The 26,989-nt window shown below is 64.4% G+C and carries 23 protein-coding genes and 1 pseudogene; 9 read left to right on the top strand and 15 right to left on the bottom strand.

The features are described from left to right. Positions 1 to 10: 10 nt before the first annotated feature. A complete protein-coding gene (locus tag BRAD3257_RS10740; protein WP_244607925.1) occupies positions 11 to 784 on the bottom strand; it encodes an HAD family hydrolase in 774 nt (257 codons plus the stop codon). 155 nt (positions 785 to 939) lie between these two features. Here BRAD3257_RS10740 and BRAD3257_RS10735 point away from each other — a divergent pair, with 155 nt between their 5' ends. Then, complete coding sequence (locus BRAD3257_RS10735) at positions 940 to 1,788, top strand: SDR family oxidoreductase (protein ID WP_122401797.1); 849 nt, start codon at positions 940 to 942, stop codon at positions 1,786 to 1,788. A 122-nt stretch (positions 1,789 to 1,910) separates the two neighbouring features. Further along, positions 1,911 to 3,179, top strand: coding sequence for a serine hydrolase domain-containing protein (locus BRAD3257_RS10730; protein WP_122401796.1), 1,269 nt, complete (start codon positions 1,911 to 1,913; stop codon positions 3,177 to 3,179). Positions 3,180 to 3,239: 60 nt separating this feature from the next. Here the strand turns inward: BRAD3257_RS10730 and BRAD3257_RS10725 are convergent, their stop codons facing one another. Continuing rightward, on the bottom strand, positions 3,240 to 4,127 hold the full coding sequence (locus BRAD3257_RS10725; RefSeq protein WP_122401795.1) for a dienelactone hydrolase family protein: 888 nt from the start codon (positions 4,125 to 4,127) through the stop codon (positions 3,240 to 3,242). A gap of 382 nt (positions 4,128 to 4,509) precedes the next feature. Here BRAD3257_RS10725 and BRAD3257_RS41745 point away from each other — a divergent pair, with 382 nt between their 5' ends. Together BRAD3257_RS41745 and BRAD3257_RS10720 are read left to right on the top strand one after the other, a co-directional pair. Next, positions 4,510 to 4,638, top strand: coding sequence for a hypothetical protein (locus BRAD3257_RS41745; RefSeq protein WP_283809951.1), 129 nt, complete (start codon positions 4,510 to 4,512; stop codon positions 4,636 to 4,638). Between the two features lie 173 nt (positions 4,639 to 4,811). Continuing rightward, positions 4,812 to 5,390 carry a MarR family winged helix-turn-helix transcriptional regulator gene (locus BRAD3257_RS10720; RefSeq protein ID WP_122401794.1) on the top strand — a complete coding sequence of 193 codons (579 nt, stop codon included), beginning with the start codon at positions 4,812 to 4,814 and terminating at the stop codon, positions 5,388 to 5,390. A 12-nt stretch (positions 5,391 to 5,402) separates the two neighbouring features. Here the strand turns inward: BRAD3257_RS10720 and BRAD3257_RS10715 are convergent. From BRAD3257_RS10715 to BRAD3257_RS10700, 3 genes and pseudogenes are all read right to left on the bottom strand, one after another. Further along, positions 5,403 to 5,807 (bottom strand): annotated as a pseudogene (locus tag BRAD3257_RS10715) (hypothetical protein); the annotation flags it as partial. Between the two features lie 298 nt (positions 5,808 to 6,105). Further along, positions 6,106 to 7,065: an IS110 family RNA-guided transposase gene (locus BRAD3257_RS10710; RefSeq protein ID WP_122406484.1), complete on the bottom strand. Its 960-nt coding sequence runs from the start codon at positions 7,063 to 7,065 to the stop codon at positions 6,106 to 6,108. Positions 7,066 to 8,024: 959 nt separating this feature from the next. Further along, the gene (locus tag BRAD3257_RS10700) at positions 8,025 to 9,602 is read right to left on the bottom strand and encodes a porin (protein WP_122401793.1); all 1,578 of its coding nucleotides are present in this window, start codon (positions 9,600 to 9,602) and stop codon (positions 8,025 to 8,027) included. Between the two features lie 506 nt (positions 9,603 to 10,108). Between BRAD3257_RS10700 and BRAD3257_RS10695 the strand changes: the two genes are divergently transcribed. After that, positions 10,109 to 10,588: a MarR family winged helix-turn-helix transcriptional regulator gene (locus BRAD3257_RS10695; RefSeq protein WP_122401792.1), complete on the top strand. Its 480-nt coding sequence runs from the start codon at positions 10,109 to 10,111 to the stop codon at positions 10,586 to 10,588. A 39-nt stretch (positions 10,589 to 10,627) separates the two neighbouring features. Here BRAD3257_RS10695 and BRAD3257_RS10690 read toward each other — a convergent pair whose 3' ends face one another. After that, positions 10,628 to 11,698, bottom strand: coding sequence for an alpha/beta hydrolase family protein (locus tag BRAD3257_RS10690; protein ID WP_122401791.1), 1,071 nt, complete (start codon positions 11,696 to 11,698; stop codon positions 10,628 to 10,630). Positions 11,699 to 11,906: 208 nt separating this feature from the next. Then, the gene (locus BRAD3257_RS39265; protein ID WP_129146097.1) at positions 11,907 to 12,332 is read right to left on the bottom strand and encodes a hypothetical protein; all 426 of its coding nucleotides are present in this window, start codon (positions 12,330 to 12,332) and stop codon (positions 11,907 to 11,909) included. 78 nt (positions 12,333 to 12,410) lie between these two features. Here BRAD3257_RS39265 and BRAD3257_RS10685 point away from each other — a divergent pair, with 78 nt between their 5' ends. The 3 genes from BRAD3257_RS10685 to BRAD3257_RS10675 all read left to right on the top strand — a co-directional run bounded on the left by BRAD3257_RS10685 (position 12,411) and on the right by BRAD3257_RS10675 (position 16,361). Beyond that, a complete protein-coding gene (locus BRAD3257_RS10685; RefSeq protein WP_122401790.1) occupies positions 12,411 to 13,475 on the top strand; it encodes a ketopantoate reductase family protein in 1,065 nt (354 codons plus the stop codon). Between the two features lie 459 nt (positions 13,476 to 13,934). After that, positions 13,935 to 14,741: a YkgJ family cysteine cluster protein gene (locus BRAD3257_RS10680; protein ID WP_430648820.1), complete on the top strand. Its 807-nt coding sequence runs from the start codon at positions 13,935 to 13,937 to the stop codon at positions 14,739 to 14,741. 105 nt (positions 14,742 to 14,846) lie between these two features. Then, on the top strand, positions 14,847 to 16,361 hold the full coding sequence (locus tag BRAD3257_RS10675) for a helicase HerA domain-containing protein (protein WP_122401788.1): 1,515 nt from the start codon (positions 14,847 to 14,849) through the stop codon (positions 16,359 to 16,361). Between the two features lie 158 nt (positions 16,362 to 16,519). Here BRAD3257_RS10675 and BRAD3257_RS10670 read toward each other — a convergent pair whose 3' ends face one another. From BRAD3257_RS10670 to BRAD3257_RS10635, 8 genes are all read right to left on the bottom strand, one after another. Then, on the bottom strand, positions 16,520 to 17,260 hold the full coding sequence (locus BRAD3257_RS10670; RefSeq protein ID WP_122401787.1) for an ABC transporter ATP-binding protein: 741 nt from the start codon (positions 17,258 to 17,260) through the stop codon (positions 16,520 to 16,522). Next, positions 17,257 to 18,105, bottom strand: a complete 849-nt coding sequence (locus tag BRAD3257_RS10665; RefSeq protein WP_162500152.1) for an ABC transporter ATP-binding protein — start codon at positions 18,103 to 18,105, stop codon at positions 17,257 to 17,259. The genes BRAD3257_RS10670 and BRAD3257_RS10665 overlap by 4 nt, the downstream gene beginning before the upstream one ends. Then, on the bottom strand, positions 18,105 to 19,928 hold the full coding sequence (locus BRAD3257_RS10660) for an ABC transporter permease (protein ID WP_122401785.1): 1,824 nt from the start codon (positions 19,926 to 19,928) through the stop codon (positions 18,105 to 18,107). The genes BRAD3257_RS10665 and BRAD3257_RS10660 overlap by 1 nt, the downstream gene beginning before the upstream one ends. Positions 19,929 to 19,985: 57 nt before the next feature. Beyond that, positions 19,986 to 21,143, bottom strand: coding sequence for an ABC transporter substrate-binding protein (locus BRAD3257_RS10655; protein WP_122406483.1), 1,158 nt, complete (start codon positions 21,141 to 21,143; stop codon positions 19,986 to 19,988). 59 nt (positions 21,144 to 21,202) lie between these two features. Beyond that, complete coding sequence (locus BRAD3257_RS10650; protein ID WP_122401784.1) at positions 21,203 to 21,778, bottom strand: alkylhydroperoxidase domain protein; 576 nt, start codon at positions 21,776 to 21,778, stop codon at positions 21,203 to 21,205. 11 nt (positions 21,779 to 21,789) lie between these two features. Next, on the bottom strand, positions 21,790 to 22,389 hold the full coding sequence (locus BRAD3257_RS10645) for a CMD domain protein (protein ID WP_162500552.1): 600 nt from the start codon (positions 22,387 to 22,389) through the stop codon (positions 21,790 to 21,792). A gap of 72 nt (positions 22,390 to 22,461) precedes the next feature. Next, a complete protein-coding gene (locus tag BRAD3257_RS10640; protein WP_122401782.1) occupies positions 22,462 to 23,460 on the bottom strand; it encodes a putative FMN-dependent luciferase-like monooxygenase in 999 nt (332 codons plus the stop codon). Between the two features lie 136 nt (positions 23,461 to 23,596). Beyond that, positions 23,597 to 24,391 carry a MetQ/NlpA family ABC transporter substrate-binding protein gene (locus tag BRAD3257_RS10635; protein ID WP_122401781.1) on the bottom strand — a complete coding sequence of 265 codons (795 nt, stop codon included), beginning with the start codon at positions 24,389 to 24,391 and terminating at the stop codon, positions 23,597 to 23,599. Positions 24,392 to 24,692: 301 nt separating this feature from the next. On the opposite strand from BRAD3257_RS10635, the gene BRAD3257_RS10630 reads away from it, so the two are divergent. Next, positions 24,693 to 26,480, top strand: coding sequence for a peptide ABC transporter substrate-binding protein (locus BRAD3257_RS10630; protein ID WP_122401780.1), 1,788 nt, complete (start codon positions 24,693 to 24,695; stop codon positions 26,478 to 26,480). Positions 26,481 to 26,989: the final 509 nt, after the last annotated feature.

Genomic DNA, 26,989 nt, shown 5'->3' with positions numbered 1-26,989 from the left:
CCAGCGTGATCTACTGTGCATGGGGTTGTTTTTCAGTTTTTTGTTTGGCGGTCCCGAGGTCCGACAGATCATCCAGCACGACCCGCGCCGCGGTGAAGTCATCGTCGCCGAAGAACATGCTGCGCGTGATCAGAACCGGGATACCGGCGCGCGAGGCCGCGATCAGCCCGTTGGCGGAATCCTCGATTGCGACGCACGCGGCGGCGTCCAGCTTCAGCCGCGCCAGGATCTCGATATAGACGTCCGGCGCGGGCTTCTTGTGGCTGACATCATCGCCGGCGACGACCGCCTCGAAATCCGCGGCCCAGCGCTTGCCCAGCGCCCGCGAGAGCAGCGCGTCGATGTTGCCGTGCGAGGTGGTGGTCGCGATCGCAAGCCGCTGGCCCCGCGCCCTCGCCGCAGCGAGCAGGTCCGCCACGCCCGTCCGTAAGGGGCAGCAGCCGGCCTCGACCAGCTCGGCATAATGCGCGGTCTTGATGCGGTGGAGCTCTGCAATCTCCATGTCCGACAATGGCGGAGCGGCCCCCAGCCTGGCGTGGTAGGCGCGCATGCGCTCCTTGCCGCCCGTCACCCGCAGCAGGTCCTTGTAGACGGCGCGGTCCCACCGCCAGTCGAGACCGTGGCGAGCGAAGGCGTGGTTGAAAGCCTGCCGATGCAGCTCCTCGGTCTCTGCCAAGGTGCCGTCGACATCGAAGATTAGTGCGGCCGCACGGCGGATCAGCTCGTTGGCGTCGCATCGCACTGTCGCGGGCGCCTCTCTCTGCGTGATCGACCCGGTCGCCAACTGCGCCTCCCTCCCGACCTACCTGTGACGGATGACCATCCCGCGAAGTGGCAGGCGAGACAAATCGCAATATCTTTTGCCGGACCCAAAAATCTCTTATGAGCGAACTACGCGCGACGTCGCGAACGGGAACTTTCGACCTGCACGGGAGACGCATGCGGCTCTTCATCCTTGGCCTCGGCTACAGCGCCCGGCACTTCGTCGGCAAATACGGCGACGGCTTCTCGCACATCGCCGGCACCGTGCGCGATCCCGCGCAGCGGAACGATCTCGCCGGCCTCGAGGTGCATCCGTTTTCCGGCCGCCCTCCGTCGCGCGAGACGGTTCAACAGGTTCGCGATGCCGATGTCCTGCTGGTGTCAATCCCGCCCCGCAACGGCGGAGATCCCGCGATCGCGGCGTTCGGCGGCGTGTTCCAGGGGAGCCGCTGCAAGGTCGTTTATCTCTCCACCATCGGGGTGTACGGCGATCACGGCGGTGGATGGGTCGACGAGAGCACGCCGCCGCAGGCAACCCTCGACCGCACGCGCATGCGGGTTGCTGCGGAGCAGGCCTGGATGGACGCGGCGCGCGGCGATGCCGTGATCCTGCGGCTTGCGGGCATCTACGGCCCGGTCCGCAATGCGCTGGTAACGCTGCGCGCGGGAACGGCAAGGCGCATCATCAAGCCGGGACAGGTCTTCAACCGGATCCATGTCGATGACATCGCGAGCGCGATCATGGCCGCTGTTCATCACCAGGGCGGCGGCATTTGGAACGTCTGCGACGACGAGCCCGCGCCGCCACAGGACGTGATCGCCTATGCGGCGAAGCTGATGGGGGTGGCGCCGCCGCCTGAAGAAGCGTTCACGACGGCCGAGATGTCGGCAATAGCCCGCAGCTTCTATGCCAGCAGCGCACGTGTCTCCAATGCGAAATTGAAGCGCGAGCTCGGCGTCACGCTGGCCTGCCCCACCTATCGACACGGCCTCGACGCACTATGGCGCGCAGGCGAAGGGCGATAAGGCTCCTGCGCTCCCACGCTTTCCAGCCATGCCTCGCCCGCGCTTGACTTCATCCCAGCGCGGTCGTGATCTAGGCATCGAGCGAGCCACCGAACAACGAGCTCGTCCCTTGGGAGGATGCAATGAACAAGACGATCGCCATGATCGCGGCGACGGTTGCCGTCGTCACGCTCAGCGCAGCGCGGGCCGCGCCGCTGCCCGAAGCCAGTCCCGACGATGTTGGATTTTCAAAACAAGGCCTTGCGCGGCTCGACAGCTTCTTCGCACGCGAGATCGCCGCCAAGCGCGTCCCCGGCGCGGTCGTTGCGATCGCGCGTGACGGCAAGCTCGTGCACTACAAGGCCTATGGCGTGCTCGATCCGGACAAGGGCACGCCGATGCCGGTCGATGCGATCTTCGCGCTGGCCTCGATGACCAAGCCGATGGCAGCGGTCGCCGGCCTGATGCTGATGGAGCAGGGCCGGCTGCCGCTCCAGGCCAAGCTGTCTGATTATTACCCCGGCTTTGCCGACATGAAGGTCGGCGTGCCCCAGGGCGACGGCTCGCTCAAGCTCGAGCCGCAGGCCTCGCCGATCTTCATCCACGATCTCTACCGGCATACGTCGGGCCTGATGTATGGCGGCCGGCCGGACTCATCGAGCCCGGTCGCACGGCAGTATCCTGATGGCATCGCGCCCGCGATCGAAGGCGACACCCAGGCCTTCATCGACCGCATTACAAAACTGCCGCTGGCGCACCAGCCCTCGACCGAGTTCGAATACGGCTTTTCGATCGACGTGCTCGGCGCGGTCGTCGAGAAGGTCAGCGAGCAGAAGCTCGGCGACTATCTCGCCGCCAATGTCTGGCAGCCGCTCGGCATGAAGGATGCGACCTTCCACCCGATCGACGCGCAGCGTTCGCGCCTCGCCCGCCCATTCGCGAACGATCCGCTGACGGGCAAGCCGCAGGCCATCAAGCTCTTGGACACCCCAACCAAGTTCGATTGTGGCGGCGCCTGCTCGTTCGCGACGGTCGGCGATTACATCCGCTTCGGGCAGATGCTGCTCAACGGCGGCGAGCTCGACGGGCAGCGCATCCTCTCCCCGAAGACCGTGCATCACATGACGGCCAACCATCTCGGCCCCGAGATCAAGAACAATGTGGCCAATATCGAGCCGCATCGCGGTGGCTTCGGCTTCGGCCTTTCGGTGGCGGTCCGGACCAGCGAGGGCCTGTCGTCGGTCCCCGGCAATCCCGGCGAGTTCACCTGGAACGGCGCTTATGGAACGCAATTCTTCTGCGATCCCAAGGAGCGTCTCGTCGTGGTGGTGGGGACGGCCGCGCCCGGCGAGCTCAGGAAATATTATCGCGAGCAGGTTCAGGACATCGTCTATGGCGCGATGACCAAGTGAAACCTGTGCGCTGACATGAAAAGGGCGACCGATCGGCCGCCCTTTTGTTTGGGCCCGACGTCAGCTCAACACGCCGTACTTCTTGAACCAGGCCTCGGCCCGCTTCCAGGCGTCTTCCGCGGCGTCCTTGCGGTAGCTACCGCGATAGTCGGCATGGAAGCCGTGCGGTGCATCGGGGTAGATCTTGAACTCGGCTGTCTTCTTGTTCTGCTCGAGCGCTGCCTTCATCTGCTCGACCTGGGCAACGGGAATGCCGGTATCAGCACCGCCGTAGAGGCCGAGGACCGGCGCCTTCATCTCGGGCGCGAGCTGCATCGGACTCTTCGGCCACAGCGGATTGGCGGGATCGACCAACGTTCCATAAAAGGCAGCGCCCGCCTTGAGAGCGCCGCTGTGGGCGGCGTACTCCCAAACCGTGCGGCCGCCCCGGCAGAAGCCGATGATGCCGAGCCGGGTGGCGTCACCGCCTTGCGATCCCGCCCACGCCACCGACGCATCGAGATCCGACAACAGCTCGGCATCCGGCTTCGCATTCACCACCGGCAGCAGGTCCTTGACGTCCGCGATCTTGGTCAGGTCGACGCCCTTGCGGAAATAATAGTCGGGTGCGACCGCCAACGCGCCGAGCTTGGCGAGGCGTCGCGTCACGTCCTTGATGTATTCGTGCAGGCCGAAGATCTCCATCGCCACGATGATCACCGGCGCCTTGGTGTTGCCGGCCGGGCGGGCGAAATAGGCGGGCATCTCTTCGGAGCCGACCTTGATCTTGGCATCGCCGGCCTCGAGACCCTTGGTGTCGGTCGTGACCACCTCGGCGCGGACCGGCCCGGCCGCAAGCGTATAGCCTGCCGCCACGGCCGCGGTGGCACTCATGAATCCACGGCGCGAGACCGGAGCACTTTTGGTCAGGCCGACGACGTCGGACGTCATGGTGGTTTCGAAGCTCATTGGCCATTCCTTCCTGCTGATTGGCATCCCCCGGGGCGACGCATTCGCCGATAATTGCCGGCGGAACGCAAGTCACCAGCCTGCGAGCACGCTCGCTTTCACGCCAAGCCACGAGGGCCGGCGATCGTCGAATTTTGAGGATGTTGCCGAGAGTGGCTGCCGATGCGACACGGTTGAGCGCTGAACCGCATTGGATTCCCAACGACACTTCGACGTTCCCTGGATAGGGCGTGTGCCGGATTTAACCGTCTAGCTGCATTGCATCGCAACATCCGTTAACCGAAAAATGCGGTTCTTCCCTGTGGGCCCGATCGTCGGACGTCGCAGTGAATGCTGTTGTTCGTTCACTCGACAGGCACAGCCGCAACAAATGGCAATCGTGATGACGACGCTGACAAGTCATGTTGCTCATGCATCGCAGATCGTCGCCAATTCTCGTGCGAACCGTCGTTATTTGATTGAAGTTTTCGGAAAATCTGCGTCGCGCGATTTACTCGAATTTTCTTTGTGACGCCCTAGTTCCACGGCCGGAAGTTCCATCGCCGGAAACGGAGAGGCTTCCGCCCCGACGCGTGATCGGCCGCCCGGCAACGGACGAAAGAGCGCCCGGGTTTCATTCCCGTCCACTCAGATTGCGCTGCCCAAGGCTCAATTGAACAAACGTCTATCCGACCTGGAACTGAAATGAATTTGGCTCGTGAATCGATTGAACTGTTGGAGCAGGCCGCGCGAATCCTATGGTTCGAAGGCACCAAGCACGGTTTGCGGGACCGCGAATGGATGGCGCTGCGGCTCCTCTCCCGCGCCAACCGGTTTTCCCGAACGCCGTCGGCGCTGGCGAGCTACGTCGGCACCACGCGCGGTACCGCCTCGTTCATCATCGGCGAGCTCGAGCGGCTCGGTTATCTCGAACGAAAGCGCTCGGCCACGGACAAGCGGTCGGTGATGTTGAGCGTGACGCAGCAGGGCAAGAAGTTCCTGGTGCGCGACCCCGTGAACGTTCTCGTCGAGGCGATTGCCGTTCTCGACGACGAGGTCAAGATCCGCTTCCGCGACACGTTCCGGCACGTGCTGGACCACTCGGATGCTGCCGAGCAGCGGCACCACACGGACATCTGCAAGCGGTGCATCTTCTTGCGGGAAGATCGCACCAGCACGGACGGCAAGACGACCGTCGAGTTCAGCTGCCGCCTGTTTCGCGCGCCGATCGCGGAGGCGGAGGTCGAGCTGCTATGCACCAGCTTCGAGCATCACCGCCAATAGGAGGCGGTTCGATCAAGGCGTTGCCTTGCGCGACGAATAGATGACGCCGCCGCCGGCTTCCACCACCAGGCGTCCGTTCTCGTTCCTGATCTCTTCGATGCGGCCAAGACCGGGCACCTGTTGTCCGAGCACCGCCTCGATGACGCCGTTCGGGCCTTGCAGGATCGCAATCCCCTCATAGGCTTGGCGGACCGACCAGCCCTTGATCGTCTTCCGCGGCGCAGGCGCACGCTCGGGCGCAGGCACCGATCCCGTGAATTCAGGCGCTGTGACCGAGGCCATCATCGGCCCTTGCTGTGGCACCGGCTGCGATTGCACGATTGCCGGCGCGGGAGCCTGGGCCTGCACCTGAGCGAGCTTGTCGAGCTTCGCCGTCGAGGACGAACTCACCCGCTCGATCCGGTCCAGGGATGAGGCGGGCGCCCGCAATGACGGAGCAAGAGGCATCGGCGCTGCTCTGCTCCCCGATCCACGTTTGAATCGCAGACATGCCCTCCCATTCTCGCGGCTGATTTCGCCCGAGCTTTTGCTTCGTCGCTCCACCCTCTCGATCCAAGAGCAACTGTGGCGAAGTAGCCCGGCGATCGGCCGGCCTCAAGGCTGGCGCTGGCGCGCCCCCGCCTGCGGCGGCTGACGGCCTTGACCCCGTCCGCTCACCGGTCTGTTGGCTTTGCATGCGCTCGGCCGAGGTCCGAGCGCGAGATAGGCGCGCTCGTCAGGCCACCCTGTATTTCTTCGGATCCCACGTCTCGCCGCGCGCGATCATGGTGTTGAGGATGATGATCAGCTTGCGCATGCAGGCGACGATCGCGACCTTTGGCGGCTTGCCCTTGGCAATCAGCCGTTCGTAGAAGGCCTTGAACACCGGATTGTTCAGCGTTGCGGCACCGACACAGGGCATGTAGAGGGCATTTCGCACCCAGCGGCGGCCACCCTTGATGCAGCGTTCACCTCGACGTTTGCCGCTATCATCGTCATAAGGAGCAACGCCCATCAACGCGGCGGCAACTTCGTCGCTCACCTGCCCCAGCTCCGGTAGTCCTCCAAGCAGCGCCATTGCGGTCCCCTCAGCAAAGCCTGGTACGCTCTGGATGATCTCGGCGCGTTTGGCAAAGTCCGGCGTTGTCTTGATCGTCGCCGCGATCGCGGTCTCGAGCGCGGCGATTTCGTCAGCCAGCTTCTTAAGAAGACGCGCGCGAGCCTTCTGAACAAGGGCCGGCGCCTCATGCTCCTTCTGCATTTCCAGGCGAGCCCTGACGTCAAGCAGGCCTTGGCGTCCCTTCACCAGTGCCTTCATCTCCTCGTGAGCGGGATTGTCGACTTGGCTGGGAGCCTCGCCGAATGTCTCGGCGAACCAGGAGATCATCTCCGCGTCGATCTTGTCATTTTTCGCAAGGCGTCCCGCCGATTCCGCAAAGTGGCGAACCCGTTTGGGATCGACGATCCGTACTTCCAGCCCTGCTTGGCGCAACGCCTTGGCCCATACCCGCTCGTAGCCGCCGCTTGCCTCCATTACTGCCTTGCCGACCTGATGCTTGCGAAGCCATGCAATCAAGCTCCGTCGCCCCGCCGCGGTTGTTGGGCAAGTCTTCCGCTCCGTTACGGTCCGAATGCACGCATCAATCTTGTCTTTAGCGACATCGATGCCGACGACAACCAGATCGTCTTGTGTCATCATCCACTCCCTTCCTTGCCTGGTACGGGCTCGCAGCCCTTGCAACTGTTCGGGTTCAGGAAGACACCGGAGCTGTCCCTTGCTCTTTAGCAGGCTCTGTCGCCTTTGGGCGCAACGGGCTCAGTTCCGGCAACGGGCGGTTCTGATCCAACCGCCCGTTGCCACATTCTGGCAGATTTCGGGGACACACCGCAGGGAAGGCCGGGTGCCGGCTGGCACCCACGGTCCGCTGTGCGCGTGTAGCGCAAAAGGAATTGCACAGCGGCATACAGGTGAAGCCGTACACACGGCCTTCCCTGCGCAGTGGTCGGACGGCTTATGCCGCGGTCTCCCGGGAGCCGAGTTCCTTCTGGCCTCCCTCACCCCGCGAATTGACGATGCCGTCCGCCCGGTCGGGCTCGCGCGCATCTTCGAAGGGCTTGACCGTAGCAACGACGGCCAGGACCACACGGTTTTGCCGTACGCGCGGCTCGCATGTTCGCGCAGGGTTTTCCCGCGCTGTCGACGTCACGGGAAAAATGCTGGCGAGACGAACCTTTCAGCGCCGCTCGTCCGCACGCGGCTGCGAGCTCACAGGGACTACCCGCCCTGCCCGCACCCTTCGTGCCGACGCTGCCGCGTCCACCGCAACCCGACTCGCGACACGTGACGACACAAGATCGCCCCTCAAGACTGAGCCGGGATGGGCGACACATACGACAAATCCGAATTTCTGTAAAGTCGAATATTTTGGCGGGGACGGATTGACAACGCCGCCTGTGGAAACATCCAGGTGTTTTGCCCGTCGGGCGCCGTAGCCCGGATCGAGTGTTGTCCGGCATCGCACCGCTCATTCTACAGCGCCCCGGATTACGCTTCCGCTCCGTCCGTACGAGGGGCGTCGGATGTCACGCAGAATGCACACAAAAAAACACCCGGCGGTTTCCCGCCGGGTGTTCGTTCCACTGGTTGGAAAGATCTTACCAGTTGCGCTGGGCGCGCAGGATCATGGCGATCGAGTCCTGGTCCTTCAGCTCGTAAACCGCAGGCGGCTTGGCGGTCGTGGCGGACGGGCTGATGGCAACCGTACCCGAATACTTCTGGTCGAGGTGCGTCCAGGAGAGGTCGGCCGAGAACGTCAGGTTCTTGACCGGGGTCCAGCGGGTGACGATACCGAGCTGGCCGATCGCGAAGTCAGGGTTACAGCCCGTGACACCGGCGAGGCCGCCGAACACGCCGCCTGCACCGCTAGCGCCGCAGAGCGTGGTCTTGGCAAGCGTGCCGAACTGGGCCTGAGCGTAGGCACCGTAGAGCGCGGAGTTCCAGTTGGGATTCCAGTTGTGGGTGTAAGCGCCACGGAAGCCCCAGGTCTTGACCGTCTCCTGCTGCGAGCCGGTGATGTACACCGTGTCAGGAGCATTGGCGAAGCCGATGCTGCCATAGGCACCCGCAAGGCCCGAGCCGCCGAACAGCGAATACGTGCTGCCCGACAGGTTCTGGAAGTTGTAGCGGGTCGCACCGTCGGTGTAGACGCCCTGGATGTTGATCGTGTCACCCGCGCCGGTCGGGATGTTCTTGATCGACAGAGCGAGCTGAACCGCCCAACCCCACTTGTCGTCGGGGTGGCCAGTCAGCTCGTTCGCGCCGTAGTAGGCAACGTGGTTGTCATGCGCAGCGACCGACGCCTGGAAGAGACCCCAAGCCTGGTCGACACGCACCTGACCAACGAGGTTCGGCGAACGGGAGCCGCCGATGGCGTTGGTGCCGTACGAACCACCGATCATGCCACCCACGCTGGCGCCGGACATGTTGAGGTTGCCGGCCTGATAATATGCCGTCGCGTCTTCCGCCGAGAACGACGCCGTCACGCCCTGACCGAAGTCAGCGGTATAGGTGAACTGGTTGACACCAGTGACCGTGCCACTGCCGCCGACGAGATTGTCAGTGATGTTGCCCGGATAGTTGGTCCAGGGCGCATCGAACTGCGACACGGCCTTACCCATGGTGAAGCCGGCGAACTGGATGAAGGCATAATACACGCCGAGCGCACCGCCCGAGGTACCGCCGTCGGTCGGGTTGATCGACGAACCGACCAGCGCCGGGGTCGCACCCGAGGTGTTGAGCGCCAGCGTGCTGCTGTAGGCGGTGCCGCCCGTCGCAGAACCGGTGCCGGAATAGTTGCCGGTCGTCCAGGTGAAGACCGCATCGAAATAGGTGCGGACCACGCCGTACTCGGTCGCGGTGCGCGTGTCGATGTTGAGGTCTTCACGAGCACGGAAGGTGTAGTAGTTGGCGAGGCGGTTGCGGGCGCCGGCAACACCGCTCTGGTTCGGGTTGAAGTCCGAGTTGGTGTTCAAGTTCGCGTCGGCGCGCAGATAGCCGCCCAGCTTGATGCAGGTGTCGGTGCCCGGGATGTAGTAGAAACCGGCGCCGTACAGCGAGCAGATCTTGACGTATTCGACCGCCTTGGCCTTCACCGGCAGATCGGCTGCGAACGCCCCGGAGACGGCCATCAGGCCGGCTGCCGAGCCGAGAAACAGCGTCTTCGTTAACTTCATTCGTAAACCTCCAGGTCGCTTCATGGGGCTCGGCTCCTCGGAGGACGCCGCTTCACCCAGTTTGATTTCCGTTCAATTCAGGTCCGCACTGAAGGTCCGGACTGAAACGACAGCGAGGTGCCCCCCCTCCGTCGTTCCTTTCGTATAGTTTATAAAAACAATCGCCTCAATTTGTTGATTTGGTAAATCGTTGTTTCCGGCGCGGATGTGGCCCAAAGGCAACAGAGCAGTCCTTGCGAGGCCATAAATAAATGAAAAAACCCTCAGGGGGCATCCCGAGGGCTTTTTTTGGAGGTCTCACGTCGCCGGCCGTGACAAGGTCAAGAGCCAAAGAGAGAGTGGCTGAGACGTAATTTAATCAATTGATTTTTGCAAGCACTGAATTGTCGCTCGCTTCCGGGCTGCAACATCTACGCCATCTTCGTGCGCGACAGGCGAGACGCCTGCTCAATATCCCGTTACTATCCGGAAAAAGGGATCAAAGGAATAGAACGAGGGAAGCCAGGGTGCTCGAGAAGAAGCTCAACAGGGCGATTACGGACTTCATTTGGAACGTCGTCGAAATCCACTCCCAGCTGGAGGACATCCACACCAGCTGGGCCGGACTGCTGGGCATCACCCAGCCGCAATGGCTGATCCTGATGGCCATCACCGAACTCGATGAGGGGCGAGGCGTCGCCGGCATCGACATCGCGAATAAGTTGCGGGTCCACCCCGCGTTCGTCACCAACCAAACCAAGACGCTCGAAAAGCGCGGATTTCTGTCGCGACGAGCCGCCCCGGACGATGCCCGCTTCGTTCTGATGTCGCTCACCGCAAAGGCGACCACGGAGATCGAAAAGCTGGCCAAGCGAAAGCTCGCCCTTAACTCGACCATGTTCAATGAACTCGACGAAACGACCTTGGCCGAGTTGAACGCCACGCTCGCGACGATCGCCAAGAACGCCCGGCTGGCGGCACGATTGCTGGCGATCGAGACTTCATGATCGGCCTGGCCCCGGCGCTTCACAGGTCCACGTGACGCGTTAGAGGTAAGTCACGGGATCGAATTGACGAGCCGCTCCAAACTTGCTGTCGAGCCATTGGACAATGAAATTGTCGGCGGCGATGAAATTCTCGACCTCACCCAGCGGGTGCGGAATGCGGTTCGGCACGACGACCGAGCAATCGGCTCCGGCCCGCCAATAGGTGGCCTGTAACTCGAGAGCCTCTCGCTCCCGCAGCATCGAGCGGCTGCCAACCACCATGAGAAGCGGGCAAGCGATCCGATGCGACGGCGGCAACTCGCCATTCGAGGCTCTATCATCGACGCCGGTCATCCAATGCACCGATGCGCGACGCGCGACCGAGGTCAACAGTCCCGCGTCGCACACGGCGGCGGCTATCCGGCAGTCCGAAACGGCGAGGCGGGAGGCACGACTGGCGCCCGTCCCTTCGCCATAGACCGCGATCTGCTGCGCGTCGACATCCTGACGCGCTTCCAGATAGTCCAGCCAGCACTGAAGCATTTGCTCCGGCTCCACGCCGCGGCGACCGGGTGAGGCGCCGGCAGCGAGGAAGAGGAGTGACGTGGTCCCGCCGCGTGTGGCCGGCAACAGCCGGCTCATCATCGAGTCCAGCGTGATGTCCTCGTCACCGATGCAGATGATTGCGGGCGCGCAAGGTCCGCCACGCGACGCCGGCACGAAGAAACCGGACAGCGGGCCCCGATCGAGGCCATCGATCTCGACGCGCTCGATCGCCGGACCGAACCCGTCCATGAAAGCTTTCAGGTTGGCTCCGACCTTGCCGGCGAGGCCGGCCAGCGCCGGGTCCTCCGGACAGGACAAGCTTCGCGCGACTTCGAGGGCCGTGAGCGAACACAGCCCCGCTTCCGACACAATCCAGGCCGAACCATCTCTGCGCGCGGACTCGGCGAACAACCGGTAGTCGTCTGCAACCCGCAGCCAGTCCGCGACCCACAGATGTCTGTGCGTCTCACGCGCGAGCTCTGCACCGGTGAGGCTTTCGAAGAATTCGGACACGCGATTGCGCAAGCCCGTCAGATTGCGACCGGCACCGTCGCGCGAGCCGTGAGGCCAATGATCACCTTCCATGTCACCCCCCGAACGGCGCCGTCAGCGGCTGCCCGGACATGGATGGCGAGAACGCAGCGCAATCTCCGCACCGCGTGCGCCCGCTTGCGCCTTTCGCGCGATACGATTCATCCTGACGATCGCTCCGCCGTCGCTTCGCGCAGCGAAGTTGCCGGCGCTCCATCGTTCAAACGAGCCGGTCCCGATACGACGTCCCCGCCGGCTCAACTCAGTCGTCACAGCTCAGCTCCCTTGCTGACACTTGGTCTGCGCCCCGCGCCATTCTGCCATTTTCGCGGTCCCCGGTTTGTAGTTTTTTGTTGTGACGGGCGCCTAAAATATAGAGGGGGCTTGATGACAGAGGAGGCAATCGCGATTTCAGCCGCAGATCCGGCGGATCGTCATCTGATCGTCGCAAACCACCGCGACGCGCAGCTCCAGCTGTTTGCCTCTCCAGCGAGCCGGAAGGGCGATACGATTTTGCCGAATTATTCGAACCGAGATTCTCGGCATCGTGACCGAAGCGCCGTGCTTGCCGTCCTGACTTTTGCGAGCTTGCCGCGGCACGATCCTTGTTGAGCTCCTCGTCGAAATGCGAACGAAGCGGGAATATCACCGCCTTGTATGCATTATCCCAGTTGCCAGTCTCGCGCACTTCGCTTTACATGCGGCCAACCCGCCCTCGGACCAGGACCGAGGCCCAAAATCACATGACCGCTCTGAGGGACGAAACATGGCGCGTAACATTTTGATTCTTGGAGCTTCGTACGGCTCGCTGCTGGGCACGAAGCTGCTGATGGCGGGTCATAATGTGACCCTGGTCTGCCGCGCCAAGACCGCGGAGCTGATCAATCGGGACGGTACCGAGGTGCGCATCAAGTTGCGCGACGAGGCGGTGCATCGGGCCATCTTCTCGCGCGACCTGCCCGGCAAGCTCGATGCGGTGACGCCGGCCAATGTCGACCTCTCCCGTTACGATCTGGTGGGCCTTGCGATGCAGGAGCCGCAATACACCAACCACACGGTGCGCGTTCTCATGGTCAAGATCGCCGCGGCGAAACTGCCGTGCCTGTCGATCATGAACATGCCGCCGCTGCCCTATCTGAAGCGGATTCCTGCGCTCGCGGACATGGAGCTCGAGGAAGCCTACACCAACGCGCAGGTGTGGGAGCGGTTCGAGCCGGGACTGGTGACGCTGTGCTCGCCCGACCCGCAGGCCTTCCGGCCGCCGGAAGAGGCCGCCAACGTGCTTCATGTCGGCCTGCCGACGAATTTCAAGGCATCGGTCTTTGCCGACGAGAAGCACAACAAGCTGCTGCGCGAGCTCGAATCCGATATCGACGCGGTGACGCTCGACGGCCATGACGTGCCGGTGAAGCTGAAAGTGTTCGACTCATTGTTCGTGCCGCTGGCGAAATGGTCGATGCTGCTCACCGGCAATTACCGGTGCATCACGCCCAATGAGCCGCAGTCGATCCGCGACGCAGTGCATGGCGATCTCAAGCGCTCGCAGACGATCTACGACCATGTCGACGCGATCGCCCGCCGCCTCGGCGCCGATCCGCAGGACCAGGTGCCATTCGCGAAATATGCCAAGGCCGCCGAGAGCCTGCTCAAGCCGTCCTCGGCCGCGCGCGCGGTCGCGAGCGGCGCGCCCTTCATCGAGCGCGTCGACCTTCTGGTGAAGCTGATCTCGCATCAGCTCGGCGTGCCCAACGCCGAGATCGACCGCACCGTCGACACCGTGGACCAGAAGCTGAACGAGAAGATCGTGCAGGGCGGATCCGGCGCGCAGTGACTTCGCGCCACGCGCTCGGAAATCATTGAAGCCGGGCCAGGCTGGTCGCCGCGACAGCGTGACCGCGCCGGTGCGCGTGACCAAGTTGCGATGTCCGAGCCGGCGTCCGTGATTGTTCCCGGTGTGGCGCAAACTCACCGATAGTTCTCAAGCCACGTGATCGGGTCGCGCTCACGCGCGAACCGCAGGTATCACGACTGCGTGAGACGACGGCATGCCGCCCGTCATATCCCGCGCTTCGCGGGCAAAGCAGGCCGATTCGACGCGAAAGGCTCCGCCTTACGTGCAGACCCTTCATTCGCGCAAACGTTGCATGCGCGCAGGACCGGTCCAGCTTCTTGCCGGCAGAGAGATGAGCAACATATCTTCCTAACTCAGGTGTCTACGACCTGTTTGCCGGTCTGCTTTCCGGCGCGATCGCAATGCACGGCTGAAAGAACAACAACAATGGATCAGGCGATGCTGAGCATCGTCCGCGCGGTGGAGGCAGGCGCGACGACGATGAAGGCCGTGATCGACGCCATCGGACTATCCCGTCTCAAGATCGAACGTGCGTTGACCGCGCTGGAGAAGCAGAAGCTGCTGGTCCGTGACGGCCAGGGCTTTCGCGCGACCGGTCTGCCGAAGGCGGCGCCTCCCGCCCGGCAGTGCGGCTCATGCAACGCCTGCTGCGATATCCTCGAAGTGGCCGCCGTCGACAAGCCGGTGAACCAGCTCTGCCGGCATTGGCAGCAAGGGACCGGATGCACCATTTACGACCGCCGCCCGCAGATGTGCCGATCGTTCGCCTGCGCCTGGCTGCAGGGCCATCTCGATGACGACTGGTTTCCCGAGAAAGCCGGCCTCGTGGTGCATTTCAGCCAGGACGCCGTCAATGTCACCGTCGACGACGATTGCCCGGACCGCTGGCGCGAAGAGCCGTATTTCAGCAAGCTCGCCGAATGGTCGCTGAACGGCATCAGGCGGATCGGAAACCGGGGCTATGCCACCCTCGTCGTCTCCGGCACTGAGCGCTTCCTGCTGCTTGGACGCACCGTCATTCCCGAGCCGACGCCGTTCGGCACCGCGTTCCTGCCGCTCACGGCTGACACTTTCCGGTTCTGGCGGGCGAAGTCGCCCGAGCATTTGCGACGGCTGCACGAGCGCATCGCCGAGATCGAACGGATCAGGCAGGAATTCGGATCCTGCGCCATCCCTGAGAACGAGGACGACGATCCGCAACCGCCCTATCGGCCCGCGCTTCTACGGTTGTCGCATCACGCCTGAACTCCGCCGTGGGCAACACGGCCTGATTCGCGCGCTGGCGCTCGACGCGCCTCGGTCGGGTTGATAAGTCCCTGTCCGCGAATGACGGGGACTTGAGTCGGGGACATGACGGTTGCAATCGAGATGGGGCAGACCACGGCAGGCGCCGCGGCCGCCATGGACCTCGAGGAACTGCTGGCGACCCGCCTCCTGGTGCAGGGCAATTCGGGCTCCGGCAAGTCGCATCTGTTGCGGCGGCTGCTGGAGCAGAGCGCGCCCTGGGTGCAGCAGGCCATCATCGATCCCGAAGGCGATTTCGTCACGCTGGCCGAGCGCTTCGGCCATCTCGTGATCGACGCCGAGGATCACACCGAGCGCGGCCTTCAGGTTGCCGGCGAGCGCGCGCGGCTGCATCGCGTCTCCACCGTGCTCAATCTCGAGGGGCTGGATGCCGAGAACCAGATGCGGCGCGCCGCGGCGTTCCTCGGCGGAATGTTCGATGTCGATCGCGACCATTGGTACCCGATGCTGGTGGTGGTGGACGAGGCGCAGCTGTTCGCACCGGCGGTCGCCGGTGAAGTCTCGGACGAGGCGCGAAAACTCTCGCTCGGCGCCATGACCAACCTGATGTGCCGCGGCCGCAAGCGCGGGCTTGCCGGCATCATCGCGACCCAGCGCCTCGCCAAGCTCGCCAAGAACGTCGCGGCGGAAGCCTCGAACTTCCTGATGGGCCGCACCTTCCTCGACATCGACATGGCGCGCGCCGCCGATCTGCTCGGCATGGAGCGGCGGCAGGCCGAGGCCTTTCGCGATCTCGAGCGCGGGCAATTCATGGCGCTGGGACCGGCGCTGTCGCGCCGGCCGCTGCGTCTGAATATCGGCTCGACCGAGACCTCCCCGCGCAATTCGACTCCTCGGCTGATGCCGCTGCCGGAAGCGACGCTGGAAGATGCGCGCGCCGTGATCCTGGCGGCGCCGCCGCCCGATGCCAGCCGGCCGCAGCGCTGGCCCGCGCCGGATCTGCTGGAGCAGCTTCGCGCGGCGAAAGCCGCCGCCGCGCCGGAGATCCGGCCCGAGCTGGCCGAGGTGCCGGTCAGCGCCGAAGAGCTCGCGGAGCGGCGCGAGCGTGTCGACCGCACGTTGCGCGCCGTGCTGGCCGAGCCCGACGCCGGCTTCCGCGCCATCGGCGTGCTCTATCAAGAATTCGTGGTCCGCTGCCGCATCGAGGGGCTCGGCGCGGCGGTGCCTGATCTCAACGAATTCCGCCGCATGCTGACGCATGCGCGCGCCGGGCTCGGGACCGATCTCGCTGAAGACGACGCCTGGCAGGAGGTGTCGCTCCGCGCCTCGATCCTGCCCGACGACATGCAGGGCGTGTTCATGATGATCGCGCGCGCGGCCAAGGAAGGCTGGCCGTGCCCCGGCGATGCCGCGATCGCGCGCGCCTACGGCTCGCACTCGCTGCGCCGCGCGCAGCGGCTGCTCGGCTACATGGAGGAGCAGGGCCTGATCGTCGTCCAGCTCGACGGCGCCGGCCGCCGGATCGTCACGCTGGTGGAGCTGGCCTGGGCCACGGCGCCGGGCGATCCCAATGGCGATGATCTGCCGGTGGACCAGGTCGCGAGCGCGGCGTCGGCCTGATATGAGATGGAGGTCGTCATGCCCGGGCTTGTCCCGGGCATCCACGTTGTTCGTGCCGGGAGGCAAGACGTGGATGGCCGGGTCATAGGCGAGCGCAAGCGACGCCGTCCTTCGGACGGCTATGTCCTGCCATGACGTGGAGAGGTCAGCACATTGCGTCAGGCCGCCTCGGAGCCGCCGAGATAGGCGTCGCGCACCCGGGGATCGTCCTTCAGCGCGCGCGCCGGGCCTGACAGCACGATCTTGCCGGTCTGCAGCACATAGGCCTCGTGTGCGATCTCCAGCGCGAGACTGGCGTTCTGCTCGACCATGAACACCGAGACGCCTTCCTGGTTGATGGTGCGGATCAGCTCCAGCACGCGGTCGACATAGAGCGGCGACAGGCCCATGGTCGGCTCGTCCATCACGATCATCCTGGGACGGCTCATCAACGCGCGCGCCATGGCGACCATCTGCTGCTCGCCGCCGGACAAGGAGCCGGCGCGCTGCGACAGCCGCTGGCCGAGCTTCGGAAACAGCGTCAGCATCCTGTCGAGATCCTGCGCCACCGCGTCGCGGTCGTTGCGCACGAAGGCGCCCATCAAAATGTTTTCGCGCACGCTCATGTCCGCGAACAGCCGCCGCGCCTCCGGCACCGAGGCGATGCCGCGGCGGACGATCTGCGGCGTGGAAAGGCCGACCAGCGAAGCGCCGTCGAAGCTCACCTCGCCCGAACGCGGCTTCACCAGACCCAGAATGATCTTCATCGTCGTCGACTTGCCGCTGGCATTGCCGCCGAGCAGGCAGACGATGTGGCCGCGCGCGACCGTGATCGACAGGTCGAAATGCACCTGGGCCTGGCCGTAGAAGGTGTTGACGCCCGACAGCGCCAGCAGCGGTTCGGGTGCGCTCGTCGTCATGCCGCGCTCTCCTGCTCCGCCGCGCCCGACAGGCCGTGGCCGAGATAGGCCTCGATCACCTTGGGATCGCTCCGCACCACCTCGCCCGGCCCTTCCGCGATCTTCTTGCCCTCGTCCATGACGATGACGCGGTCGGACAGGCGCATCACCATCTCCAGCTTGTGCTCGATCAGCAGGATGGTCAGCCCTTCGGTCTTGAGCTCGGCGACGAGCGCCTGCATCTCCGCGGTTTCGGTCGGGTTCATGCCGGCGGTCGGCTCGTCCAGCAGCAACAGGCGCGGCTTCAGCGCCAGCGCCCGGGCGATCTCGACGCGGCGGCGGTTGGCGTAGGACAGGCTATAGGCCGGCTGGTCGATGCGCGGCAGCAGCCGTTCGCCGAAGCGGGCGAGAATGGCTTTCACTTCCTCGCGCAACCGCTCCTCCTCGGCCTTCACGCCGGCCGGGCGCAGCAGCGCCAGGCCGAGTTCGAGCAGCGGGCCGATCACCGGCACGGCCGGCTTCACGGCACGCAGCCGCGTATGCGCGCCGATCAGGACATTGTCCATCACGCTGAGATTGCCGAATACGCGGCCGAGCTGGAAGGTCCGCGCGATGCCTTCGGCCGCAAGCCGTTCCGGCGAGAGACCGGTGATATCCTGGCCTTCGAAGCGTACTGCGCCTTCATCCGGCCGATCGAGACCGGTCACGAGGTTGAACAGCGTCGTCTTGCCGGCGCCGTTCGGGCCGATGATGCTGATGAGCTCGCCTTTGGCGAGGTCGAGATCGATCGCATTGACCGCGGTGAGGCCGCCGAAGCGGCGCGTCAGCCCGCGCAGGGACAGCATGGGATTGTGCTGCTCCGACATCAGATCGTCCCCAACAGGCCCTGCGGCCTGAATCGCACCAGCAAGAGCAGCACGATGCCGTAGATCAGGATGCGATACTCCGCCGCGATCCGGAACACCTCGGGCAAGCCGACCAGCGCCACCGATCCAACAATCGCGCCGACCACGTTGCCGAGGCCGCCGAGGATGACGACCGTCAGCGCCAGGATGGACTGCTGCGTGTTGAAGGTCTCGTGGTTGATGTAGGAATAGAGATGCGCGGCGATGCCGCCGCTGACGCCGGCGGCGAAACCGCCGAAGATGAAGGCCAGCGATTTATAGCGGTTCAGGCTGAGGCCATAGGCGCGCGCGGCAATGTCGTCGTCGCGGATGGCACGGAAGCTGCGGCCGAGATGCGAAGTGAGCAGCCGCCCTTGCAGCAGGGCCAGCACGACCATCACCGCAAGGCTGAACCAGTAGACTGAGGACGGGCTGATCAGGTCGTAGCCGAACAGCGACAGCGGCGGGATGCCGGAGATGCCGATCGGACCGCGTGTCACGCTCTCCCAGTTCAGGATCACCAGCGACACGATCTCGCCGATGGCGAGCGTCGCGATCGACACATAATGCCCGCGCAGGCGGAAGGACGGCGAGATCAAGAGCGTGCCGAGCGCAGCGCTCACGAGGCCGCCGCCGATGACCGCGAGGCCGACCGGAACGTTGAGGGTCAACGACAGCAACGCCGACGTATAGGCGCCGATCGCCAGCAGCGCGGCGTGTCCGAGCGAGACCTGCCCCATCGTGCCCGCGACCAGCGTGAGGCTGAGCGCGAGCATGCCGAGCAGCCAGGCGTTGATCAGCGTCTGGAGCACGTAGAAGGATACCGGGAAGAGCGGCAGGACGGCAAAGCCGGCAGCAGCAACAGCCAGGACCCAACGTGGAATGCGCACCGGGCGGCTCGGGGCGATGAAGGTGCCGGTGAGCGGCTCCGGCGGCGCCTGCCGCGCGCTGGCGAACAGGCCGTTCGGGCGCAGCACCAGCACGACGACCAGCAGCAGGAAGGCGAACAGGTTGCGGTAGCTGGTGCCGAACACGGCAACGCCGTAGCTCTCGACCAATCCCAGCAGCAGGCTGCCGATCACCGCACCCGGCACGTTGCCGGCGCCACCGACGACTTCGGCAACGACGCCCTTCAGCGTCGCCTGCAGGCTCATCGCGGTGTCGATCTGGTTGTAGTACATGCCGACCAGCATGCCGGAGACGCCGCCGAGCGCAGCGGCGATGCCGAACACCGCCTGATTGACGCGGTTGACGTCGACGCCCATTTGCATCGCCGCGTCGCGGTCCTGCGAGGCGGCGCGCACCGCCCAGCCGAGCTTGCTGTAGCGCAGGAACACGAACAGCAGCAGCGCGCTGCTGATGCCGACGCCGGCGATGAGCAGATCAAGCGGTCCGATCGTGCCGCCGCCGAGCTGGAAGCGCACGTCCGGCAGCTGGCTCGGCAGCGCGCGCGGATTGGGCGAGAAGGTCAGCATCACCAGCTGGTCGAGCACGAAGCTGATGCCGATGGTCGCGAGCAGCGGCGCGATGCGCACGGAGTTCTGCAGCGGACGGAGGCCGAACCGTTCGATGATCAGGCCGACCACCGCGGCAGTCGCCGCCACCACGATGATGGTGAGCGGCAGCGGCGTATGCAACTGCACCACCGCGACCCAGCCGATATACGCGCCGACCAGATAGATCGAGCCTTGCGCGAAGTTGATCAGCCGGCTGACGCCGAAGATCAGCGCGAGCCCCACTGCAACGAGGGCGTAGACATTGCCGACGATCAGCCCGTTGATCGTGTAGTCGAGCCAGGAAGACAAACGTTGATCCCCGCGTAGAAAGGAAGGCGGCCGGAGCGGCGCGCTCCGGCCATCAGGTCAGGTCGGCTTGCCGTCCCAGAGCGCGAACTGGCCCTTGCGCACGACGAGCTCGGCGTTCATCGCGCCCTTGACGCGGCGGCTCTCGACGTCGAACGTTGCCGAACCGAAGATGACGCTGGAGACGTCCTTCACTTTCGCGAAGGCATCGCGGATGGCGCGGCGATCGGTGCCGCCGATCTTGAGGACGGCGGCGGCCATGTTCATGGCATCATAGGAATAGGCGTTGAAGGCGTCGGGCTCTTGTCCATTGTACTTGGCTTTGAAGCCCGCAATGAACTTCTTCACCTCGGACCGCGGATCTTCCGGGAAGTAGCGTGTGCCGAGATGGACGTCCTCGACCGCCTCGCCGCCGAGCTCCAGGAATTTCGGCGAATAGACCGAGCTTGCCGCGCAGATCGTCTGCTTCAGGCCGACCTGACGGGCCTGGCGCGCGATCAGCGCGCCGTCGGAATAATAGGAGATCAGGATCAGCCCGTCCGGGTTGGCGTCGCGCACGCGCACCAGGGTCGAGCGGAAGTCGCGTTCCTCGGCGATGTAGCCCTCGGTCACCGCGATCTCGGCGCCGTATTCCTTCGCGGCCTTGACGAAATAATCGCGGCTGGTGCGGCCCCAATCGGTGTTGAGGTGCAGCACCGCGAGCTTCTTGAGACCAAGACGCTTGACGGCATAGGCCGCGAGCAACGGCTGCTCGTCGGCCTGGCTCACGGACGTACTCCACATGAAGTCGCCGCCCTTGGTGAAATCGGGGTGCGAATTGGTGAAGCCGAACTGCACGAGTCCGCCGCGCTGATAGATTGGGGATGCCGCCATCGAGGCGGGACTGGAGAAGTCCCCAAGCTCCATGACGATGCGCGGATCGGACACGAACTTCTGGGCGATCGCCACCGACTGGCGCGGATCGCTCTGGCTGTCCTCGAATTGATAGGCGAGCTTGCGGCCGTTGATGCCGCCGGCGGCGTGGATCTCGTCCAGCGCGAGATCAAAGCCCTGCTTCCACTGCGCGCCATATTGCGCGTTCGGTCCTGTGAGGGGGCCGCTGACGCCGAGCAGGATCGGTTCGGAGGATTGCGCGAGCGCGGCGCGCGAGAAGGCTGCTCCCGCCACCACGGCGGCGAGAGAGCCCCTGACCAGGGTACGGCGATCGATGTTGCTCATGCACGGCTCCATCCATTCATTGTTGAAACAAGCAGCAATTCTCGTGCCGGTGAGATTGCCTATTTCGAGGGCTCGCCGAGCGACAGCATCAGCCGGTTCGCCCAGTTGAAGAACGAGGCGCCGTTGATGACGTCGACGATCTCGGCATCGTCGAGGCCGGCGCGGCGCAGCTCCGCGATGTTGTCAGGACCGAACGCGATCGGCGTCTCGGCCAGCGCCACCGAGGCCTTGACCACCGCATTCCAGCGCTCGCCGAGATCCGCACCAACGCCTTCATCGAGCAGACGCTGCACGTCGTCGCGGCGCTTGGAATAGGTGCTGGCAAACCGCGCATGCACGGAGGCGCAATAAATGCAGCCGTTGTAGCGCGACGTCGCAGCCGCCGCGAGCTCGCGCTCGGCGCGCGGCAGGCCGTCGGCGACGTTGTAGAAGATGTCCTTGTCGGTCTTGGTGCGGGCTTCCAGGACTTCAGGGTCGCGCACCAGCAGGCGGAAATATTCGGACTTGGCGCGGGCGCGGTCGACGAGGCCGGCGAAATGTCGTTCGGTCAGCTCGGCCTCGGGCAGCGGGTCGATCCACGAAACCCAGCCGAGCTCGTCCTGGGTGAAGACGACGGGCGGATTGACGGTGCTCATGATGCAACCTCCTACGCGCTTGCCGCTGCGAGCGTGCGCAAGCCGCTGACGACGCGGACCTGGAACGACAGGAACGCGACGAGCTGGGAAAACGTGACGATGCCGGTGGTCGACCAGCCGGCGGCCAGCAGCGTCTTCATGTCGGCGGATGCGGCATCGCGCGGACGGAAGACCAGAAGATGCGCATGCTCCAGCGCCGCGACAAGCCGGGCGCCGAGCTCGGACTTGCGCTCCGCACTGACGCGATAGATCAAACCAGCCTTGTCCTCCACCGACAGCGGGCCGGCCGGAAAAGCGCCATAGGGACCCGACGTCTTGCCGCGCGCGATCTCGGACCTGATCGGCTCGACCAGCGCCGCGCCATCCGCGCTCGCGGCAAGCTTCTCGCGATAGAAGGCGGCGACGGGGGACTCGCCATGGAGCCCGGTCACGAAGGCCGCGACTGCGGCGCGTTCGGTAAGCGAGAAATCACTGGCGTCGATCGGCTCGAACAGCGAGAGATAGCTCTTCTGCGCGTTCTCGCGCGCCTGCAGGCGACGCGCGCGGATGGCGTCGAGAGCCGATCCTGGCTCGATCCCGGCAAGCATGTCGATGATGTCTTTCGTTCTCATCATTCAGCCTCATCCAATTCCGTAAAGTCGCGGCTAGCCCGCCAGCGCCACATCGGGTGCCGCCGTCCTGATTCAGCCCAGCGCCGGCGCCACCTTCTCCGCGACCAGCTCGATCGAGCGCAGGACATAAGGATGCGGCGCGTCGACCGAATGCACCTGGAAGACGAGATCGGTCACCCGCTCCAGCGTGGCGTCGGTGCGGAGCGAGGCGATCACCTCGTCGGCGGCGCCGACATGAGTGTCGAACGCGGTGATCATCTCCTCCAGCGTCTCGCCCGGCGGAAGGTGACCACCCTTCATGAATTGCGGCAGGGCGCGGCGCAGTCCGATATCGGCAAGGCGCATCGCCTCGCGATGATCGTCGGCGACGAAGACGCTGCGCGAAGCCATGATGCGCGGTTCGCAGCCCGGCGGCAGCGCTGCGAGATAGGCGTCGATGATCGGATTCTGGATCTCGGCGAGCGTGGCCTTCGGCGCCTCCTTGGCCCGCGGCTGGGTGCGCGACAACAAGAGACCATCGCCGGCCTTGCCGGCCCTGGCGCCGCCGGCGACGGAGAACGTCGCCTGCCAGATCCGCTTGTCCAGTTGCGGCCGCTGCGGATAGAGCGTGTCGCCGCCGTCGAGCGGCTTGCCGGTCAGCGCCTTGCGGACGATGTCCAGATTGCGCGCAAAGATCTCGTTGCGCTGGGCGCTGTCGAGGCCGAAGGCGGCGAAGGCGGACGGGTTGCCGCCGGTGCCGACGCCGAGCTCAAACCGGCCATTGCAGAGGAGATCGAGCACCGCGGCGTCCTCCGCCACCCTCACCGCATTCTCCAGCGGCAGCGTGACGATGCCGGTGCCGAGACGGATGCGCGAGGTTTGCGCTGCGACGTAACCCAGGAAGGTGAAGGGCGACGGCAGGCCGCCCTCGCGCTCGTGGAAATGATGCTGCGCGATCCACGCGGAATCGAGGCCCGCCCGTTCGGCACGGACGATCTGCTCGGCCGCGAAGCGATATCGCTCGGCGGCCGGAGCCTCGTCGAGCAGCCGCGTGAAGAAGCCCAGGCGTTTCAGGTTTGCAAAGCGTTTCATAAGACCCCTGTCGGGCGAGGATGGGCCCCGATGATGTCGGTTGCCGCGGCTCCAGACAAGCGGGCATTGCGCAAGGCTCATACGCAAGGCTGTGCGCCGGATCGCCCTTTACATGGACTTTACGCGGGCAGTCTGCCTACCAGCTCGGCAGCACCGCGCCCTTGAACTTGGTCAGGACGAATTCCTTGACCTCGGGCGTGTGATAGCTGTCGACGAGGATCTTGACCCAGGGCTTGTCCTTGTCGACGGTGCGCACCGCGATCAGGTTGACGTAGGGCCCCTTCGGATCCTCGCGCAGGATCGGGTCCTTCACAGGATCGAGGCCCGCCTGGGTTGCATAGTTGGTGTTGATCGCGGCTGCGTCGACGTCGTCGAGCGCGCGCGGGGCCTGCGCCGCATCGACCTCGATGAACTTCAGCTTCTTAGGGTTCTCGGTGATGTCGAGCACCGTCGGCTTGAAGCCGACACCGTCCTTCAGCTTGATCACGCCCTTGTCGCGGAGCAGCAGCAGCACGCGGCCGCCATTGGTCGGATCGTTCGGGATCGAGACCTTGCCTCCCTCGGGGATATCGGCGAAGGCCTTGTGCTTCTTCGAATAGACGCCGATCGGGAAGTTCACGGTCAGGCCGACCGACTCGATCTTGTAACCGCGGTCGGCCTTCTGATTGTCCAGGTAAGGCTGGTTCTGGAACGAATTGGCCTGGATCTCCCCGGCATCGAGCGCGGCGTTCGGCACCACGTAATCCGAGAACTCGAGCAGTTGGATGTCGAGCCCCTGCTTGGCGGCGATCGGCTTCACGGCTTCGAGGATCTGCGCATGCGGTCCCGGCGTCACGCCAATCTTGATGGTCTCGGCTGAAGCCACGGCCGACCACACGGCCAGCACGGCGGAGAGAATCAGGGGAAGGCGAAACGACATCTTGGTCTCCATGGAGTCGGCGGTAACGATTGGAACCGTATTCTCTTTTCTGCGCCGCGAAATCAATGAAATGAAAATCCATATTGGCCGGCCATCGCGGGCAACCCTTCTCCAATCGATCTCAATCGGGAAACGGATGCAGAGGGCCGGGAACGTGCACCACGAGCGCCTGACGGCATCGCGGCAAAGCGGCGCACCCCCCGCGCACCGGTCGCGGAGCGTCCGCCCCTCTTTGACTCCACCACGCCCGACGTGCTGAGTTAGAGCGCACTAAGCCGGCGACGACGTTACTTCGCGAGGTGGAGATCATCCGATGGACGAGACCGAAATCCGCAATCTGGTCGCGGAGGTGAAGCAAGGCACGCTGTCGCGGCGCTCGTTCATCAGGACAATGGCCGCGGTCGGAATCGCGGCGCCGATCGCGAGCCAGATCCTGGTGTGGCACGATGTGGCCATGGCGGACGCCACGCTGCCGTACAAGCCGACGAAGGCGGGCGGCGGCGGCACGCTCAAGATCCTGCTCTGGCAGGCACCTACCCTGCTCAATCCGCATTTCGCGCTCGGCACCAAGGACCAGATCGCCTCGCGCATCTTCTTCGAGCCGCTCGCCGGCTGGGACAAGGAGGGTAACCTCATCCCCTGCCTCGCCGCCGAGGCTCCGTCCAAGGCGAACGGCGGCCTCGCGGCCGACGGCATGAGCGTGATCTGGAAGCTGAAGCAGGGCGTCAAGTGGCATGACGGCAAGCCCTTCACCGCCGACGACGTCGTCTTCACTTGGCAGTACGCCGCCGACCTCGCCACCGCGGCCTACACCACGGGCTCCTACAAGGACATCAAGGTCGACAAGATCGACGACCATACGGTCAAGGTGAACTTCAAGGCGCCGACGCCGTTCTGGGCCGATCCGTTCGTCGGCGCGGTCGGGATGATCCTGCCAAAGCATCATTTCGGCGATTATATCGGCGCAAAGTCACGCGAAGCGCCAGGCAATCTGAAACCGGTCGGCACCGGCCCATACAAATTCGTCGAGTTCAAGCCGGGCGACATGATCCGCGCCGAGCGCAACCCCGACTATCACATCAAGAACCAACCGCATTTCGACACGCTCGAGGTCAAGGGCGGCGGCGACGCGGTGTCTGCGGCGCGCGCCGTGCTGCAGACCGGCGAATACGACTTCGCCTGGAACATGCAGGTGGAGGAGGAGGTCCTCAAGCGCATGGAGGCGGGCGGCAAAGGCAAGCTCGACATCACGCCTTCCGGCAATGTCGAGTTCATCATCCTCAACACGACGGACCCCTGGACCGAGGTCGACGGCGAGCGTTCGAGCGTCAAGACCAAGCACCCGACGCTGTCCGACCCCGCCGTTCGCCGCGCGATCAATCTCTTGATCGACCGCGATTCGATCCAGAAGTTCATCTACGGACGCGGCGCCATCGCAACCGCGAGCTTCGTCAACGCGCCCAATCAGTTCAAGTCCCCCAAGCTGAAATATGCGTTCGACATCGACAAGGCCAACAAGATCCTCGACGAGGCCGGCTGGACCAGGGGCGCGGACGGCATCCGCGAGAAGGACGGCAAGAGGCTCAAATACGTATTCCAGACCTCGACCAACGCCCCGCGCCAGAAGACCCAAGCCATCATCAAGCAGGCCTGCCAGAAGGCCGGCATCGACATCGAGATCAAGGCGGTCACCGCCTCGGTGTTCTTCTCCTCCGATGTCGGCAATCCCGACACCTATTCGAAATTTTATGCCGACATGGAGATGTACAATACGACGCAGCCGCAGCCCGATCCGGAGCGCTTGCTGAACCAGTGCGTCTCCTGGGAGATCGCCACCAAGGACAACAAATGGCTCGGCCGCAACAATTCACGCTATTCCGATCCCGAAGCCGACAAGGCCTACAAGGCCGCGCAGAACGAGCTCGATCCGGTCAAGCGCGCCGCGCTGCTGATGAAGGTCGACGAGATCTTCTGCGAGGCCCACGTGTTCCTGCCGCTGCTCTCCCGCCACGTCGTCAACGCGGGCGCCAATAACCTGATGATCGACATCTCGGGCTGGGACACCATCACGTGGAATCTGGCGGCGTGGTATCGGAGCTGAGGGAGACAGGCGACGGCTCTGGTGTTCCGGACAGCTGCAACGCGCATAACCCGTGGAATCTCCTCCACTGTGTGCTCCAAATCACAGCAGAATCACGCACCGTCCTCTATGAAGATTGGGCATGGCCGCAAACAAGGTAACGGCGGTACGCACGAGGCTGGGAAGACGATCAACAGCTACGGACTTTGCGCAGCCGTCAGGGTGAAGAACCCGGCGGCTTTTTCTTTTTGCAGGCTCGGTAGGATGGGTGCAGCGAAGCGAACCCATCAGAATGTTTCTAGTGCGGACGCATGATGGGTTGCCCAAGGGCTCGACCTATCGCACCTTCGAGACGGCGCCGCTAGTGCCACGTCGTGTCTGCTTCCACGATCACCACTCTCACTTCAGGGTCTTCGGTCGTGTTGCAGATGCAGGGCATGCCTTCGCCGCAGCGGCAGCCGCCCAGCTTCTCACTCCAGACTCGGAGCGGATGGTTTTCGCAGACCCATCCGAGACCCTGGCAGAATGGG

This window comes from Bradyrhizobium vignae (assembly GCF_900324035.1).
Taxonomy (GTDB): domain Bacteria; phylum Pseudomonadota; class Alphaproteobacteria; order Rhizobiales; family Xanthobacteraceae; genus Bradyrhizobium; species Bradyrhizobium vignae.
The sequence above is the reverse complement of the archived record's forward strand: the minus strand, read 5'-3'. Positions and strand labels throughout refer to the sequence as shown.

Bases quoted from the DNA above. Each gene is read 5' to 3' on its own strand.
- BRAD3257_RS10735 (WP_122401797.1), top strand. From the start codon at position 940: ATGCGGCTCTTCATCCTTGGCCTCGGCTACAGCGCCCGGCACTTCGTC.
- BRAD3257_RS10730 (WP_122401796.1), top strand. From the start codon at position 1,911: ATGAACAAGACGATCGCCATGATCGCGGCGACGGTTGCCGTCGTCACG.
- BRAD3257_RS10725 (WP_122401795.1), bottom strand. From the start codon at position 4,127: ATGAGCTTCGAAACCACCATGACGTCCGACGTCGTCGGCCTGACCAAA.
- BRAD3257_RS41745 (WP_283809951.1), top strand. From the start codon at position 4,510: ATGACGACGCTGACAAGTCATGTTGCTCATGCATCGCAGATCGTCGCC.
- BRAD3257_RS10720 (WP_122401794.1), top strand. From the start codon at position 4,812: ATGAATTTGGCTCGTGAATCGATTGAACTGTTGGAGCAGGCCGCGCGA.
- BRAD3257_RS10710 (WP_122406484.1), bottom strand. From the start codon at position 7,065: ATGACACAAGACGATCTGGTTGTCGTCGGCATCGATGTCGCTAAAGAC.
- BRAD3257_RS10700 (WP_122401793.1), bottom strand. From the start codon at position 9,602: ATGAAGTTAACGAAGACGCTGTTTCTCGGCTCGGCAGCCGGCCTGATG.
- BRAD3257_RS10690 (WP_122401791.1), bottom strand. From the start codon at position 11,698: ATGGAAGGTGATCATTGGCCTCACGGCTCGCGCGACGGTGCCGGTCGC.
- BRAD3257_RS10685 (WP_122401790.1), top strand. From the start codon at position 12,411: ATGGCGCGTAACATTTTGATTCTTGGAGCTTCGTACGGCTCGCTGCTG.
- BRAD3257_RS10680 (WP_430648820.1), top strand. From the start codon at position 13,935: ATGCTGAGCATCGTCCGCGCGGTGGAGGCAGGCGCGACGACGATGAAG.
- BRAD3257_RS10675 (WP_122401788.1), top strand. From the start codon at position 14,847: ATGACGGTTGCAATCGAGATGGGGCAGACCACGGCAGGCGCCGCGGCC.
- BRAD3257_RS10670 (WP_122401787.1), bottom strand. From the start codon at position 17,260: ATGACGACGAGCGCACCCGAACCGCTGCTGGCGCTGTCGGGCGTCAAC.
- BRAD3257_RS10665 (WP_162500152.1), bottom strand. From the start codon at position 18,105: ATGTCGGAGCAGCACAATCCCATGCTGTCCCTGCGCGGGCTGACGCGC.
- BRAD3257_RS10655 (WP_122406483.1), bottom strand. From the start codon at position 21,143: ATGAGCAACATCGATCGCCGTACCCTGGTCAGGGGCTCTCTCGCCGCC.
- BRAD3257_RS10650 (WP_122401784.1), bottom strand. From the start codon at position 21,778: ATGAGCACCGTCAATCCGCCCGTCGTCTTCACCCAGGACGAGCTCGGC.
- BRAD3257_RS10645 (WP_162500552.1), bottom strand. From the start codon at position 22,389: ATGAGAACGAAAGACATCATCGACATGCTTGCCGGGATCGAGCCAGGA.
- BRAD3257_RS10640 (WP_122401782.1), bottom strand. From the start codon at position 23,460: ATGAAACGCTTTGCAAACCTGAAACGCCTGGGCTTCTTCACGCGGCTG.
- BRAD3257_RS10635 (WP_122401781.1), bottom strand. From the start codon at position 24,391: ATGGAGACCAAGATGTCGTTTCGCCTTCCCCTGATTCTCTCCGCCGTG.
- BRAD3257_RS10630 (WP_122401780.1), top strand. From the start codon at position 24,693: ATGGACGAGACCGAAATCCGCAATCTGGTCGCGGAGGTGAAGCAAGGC.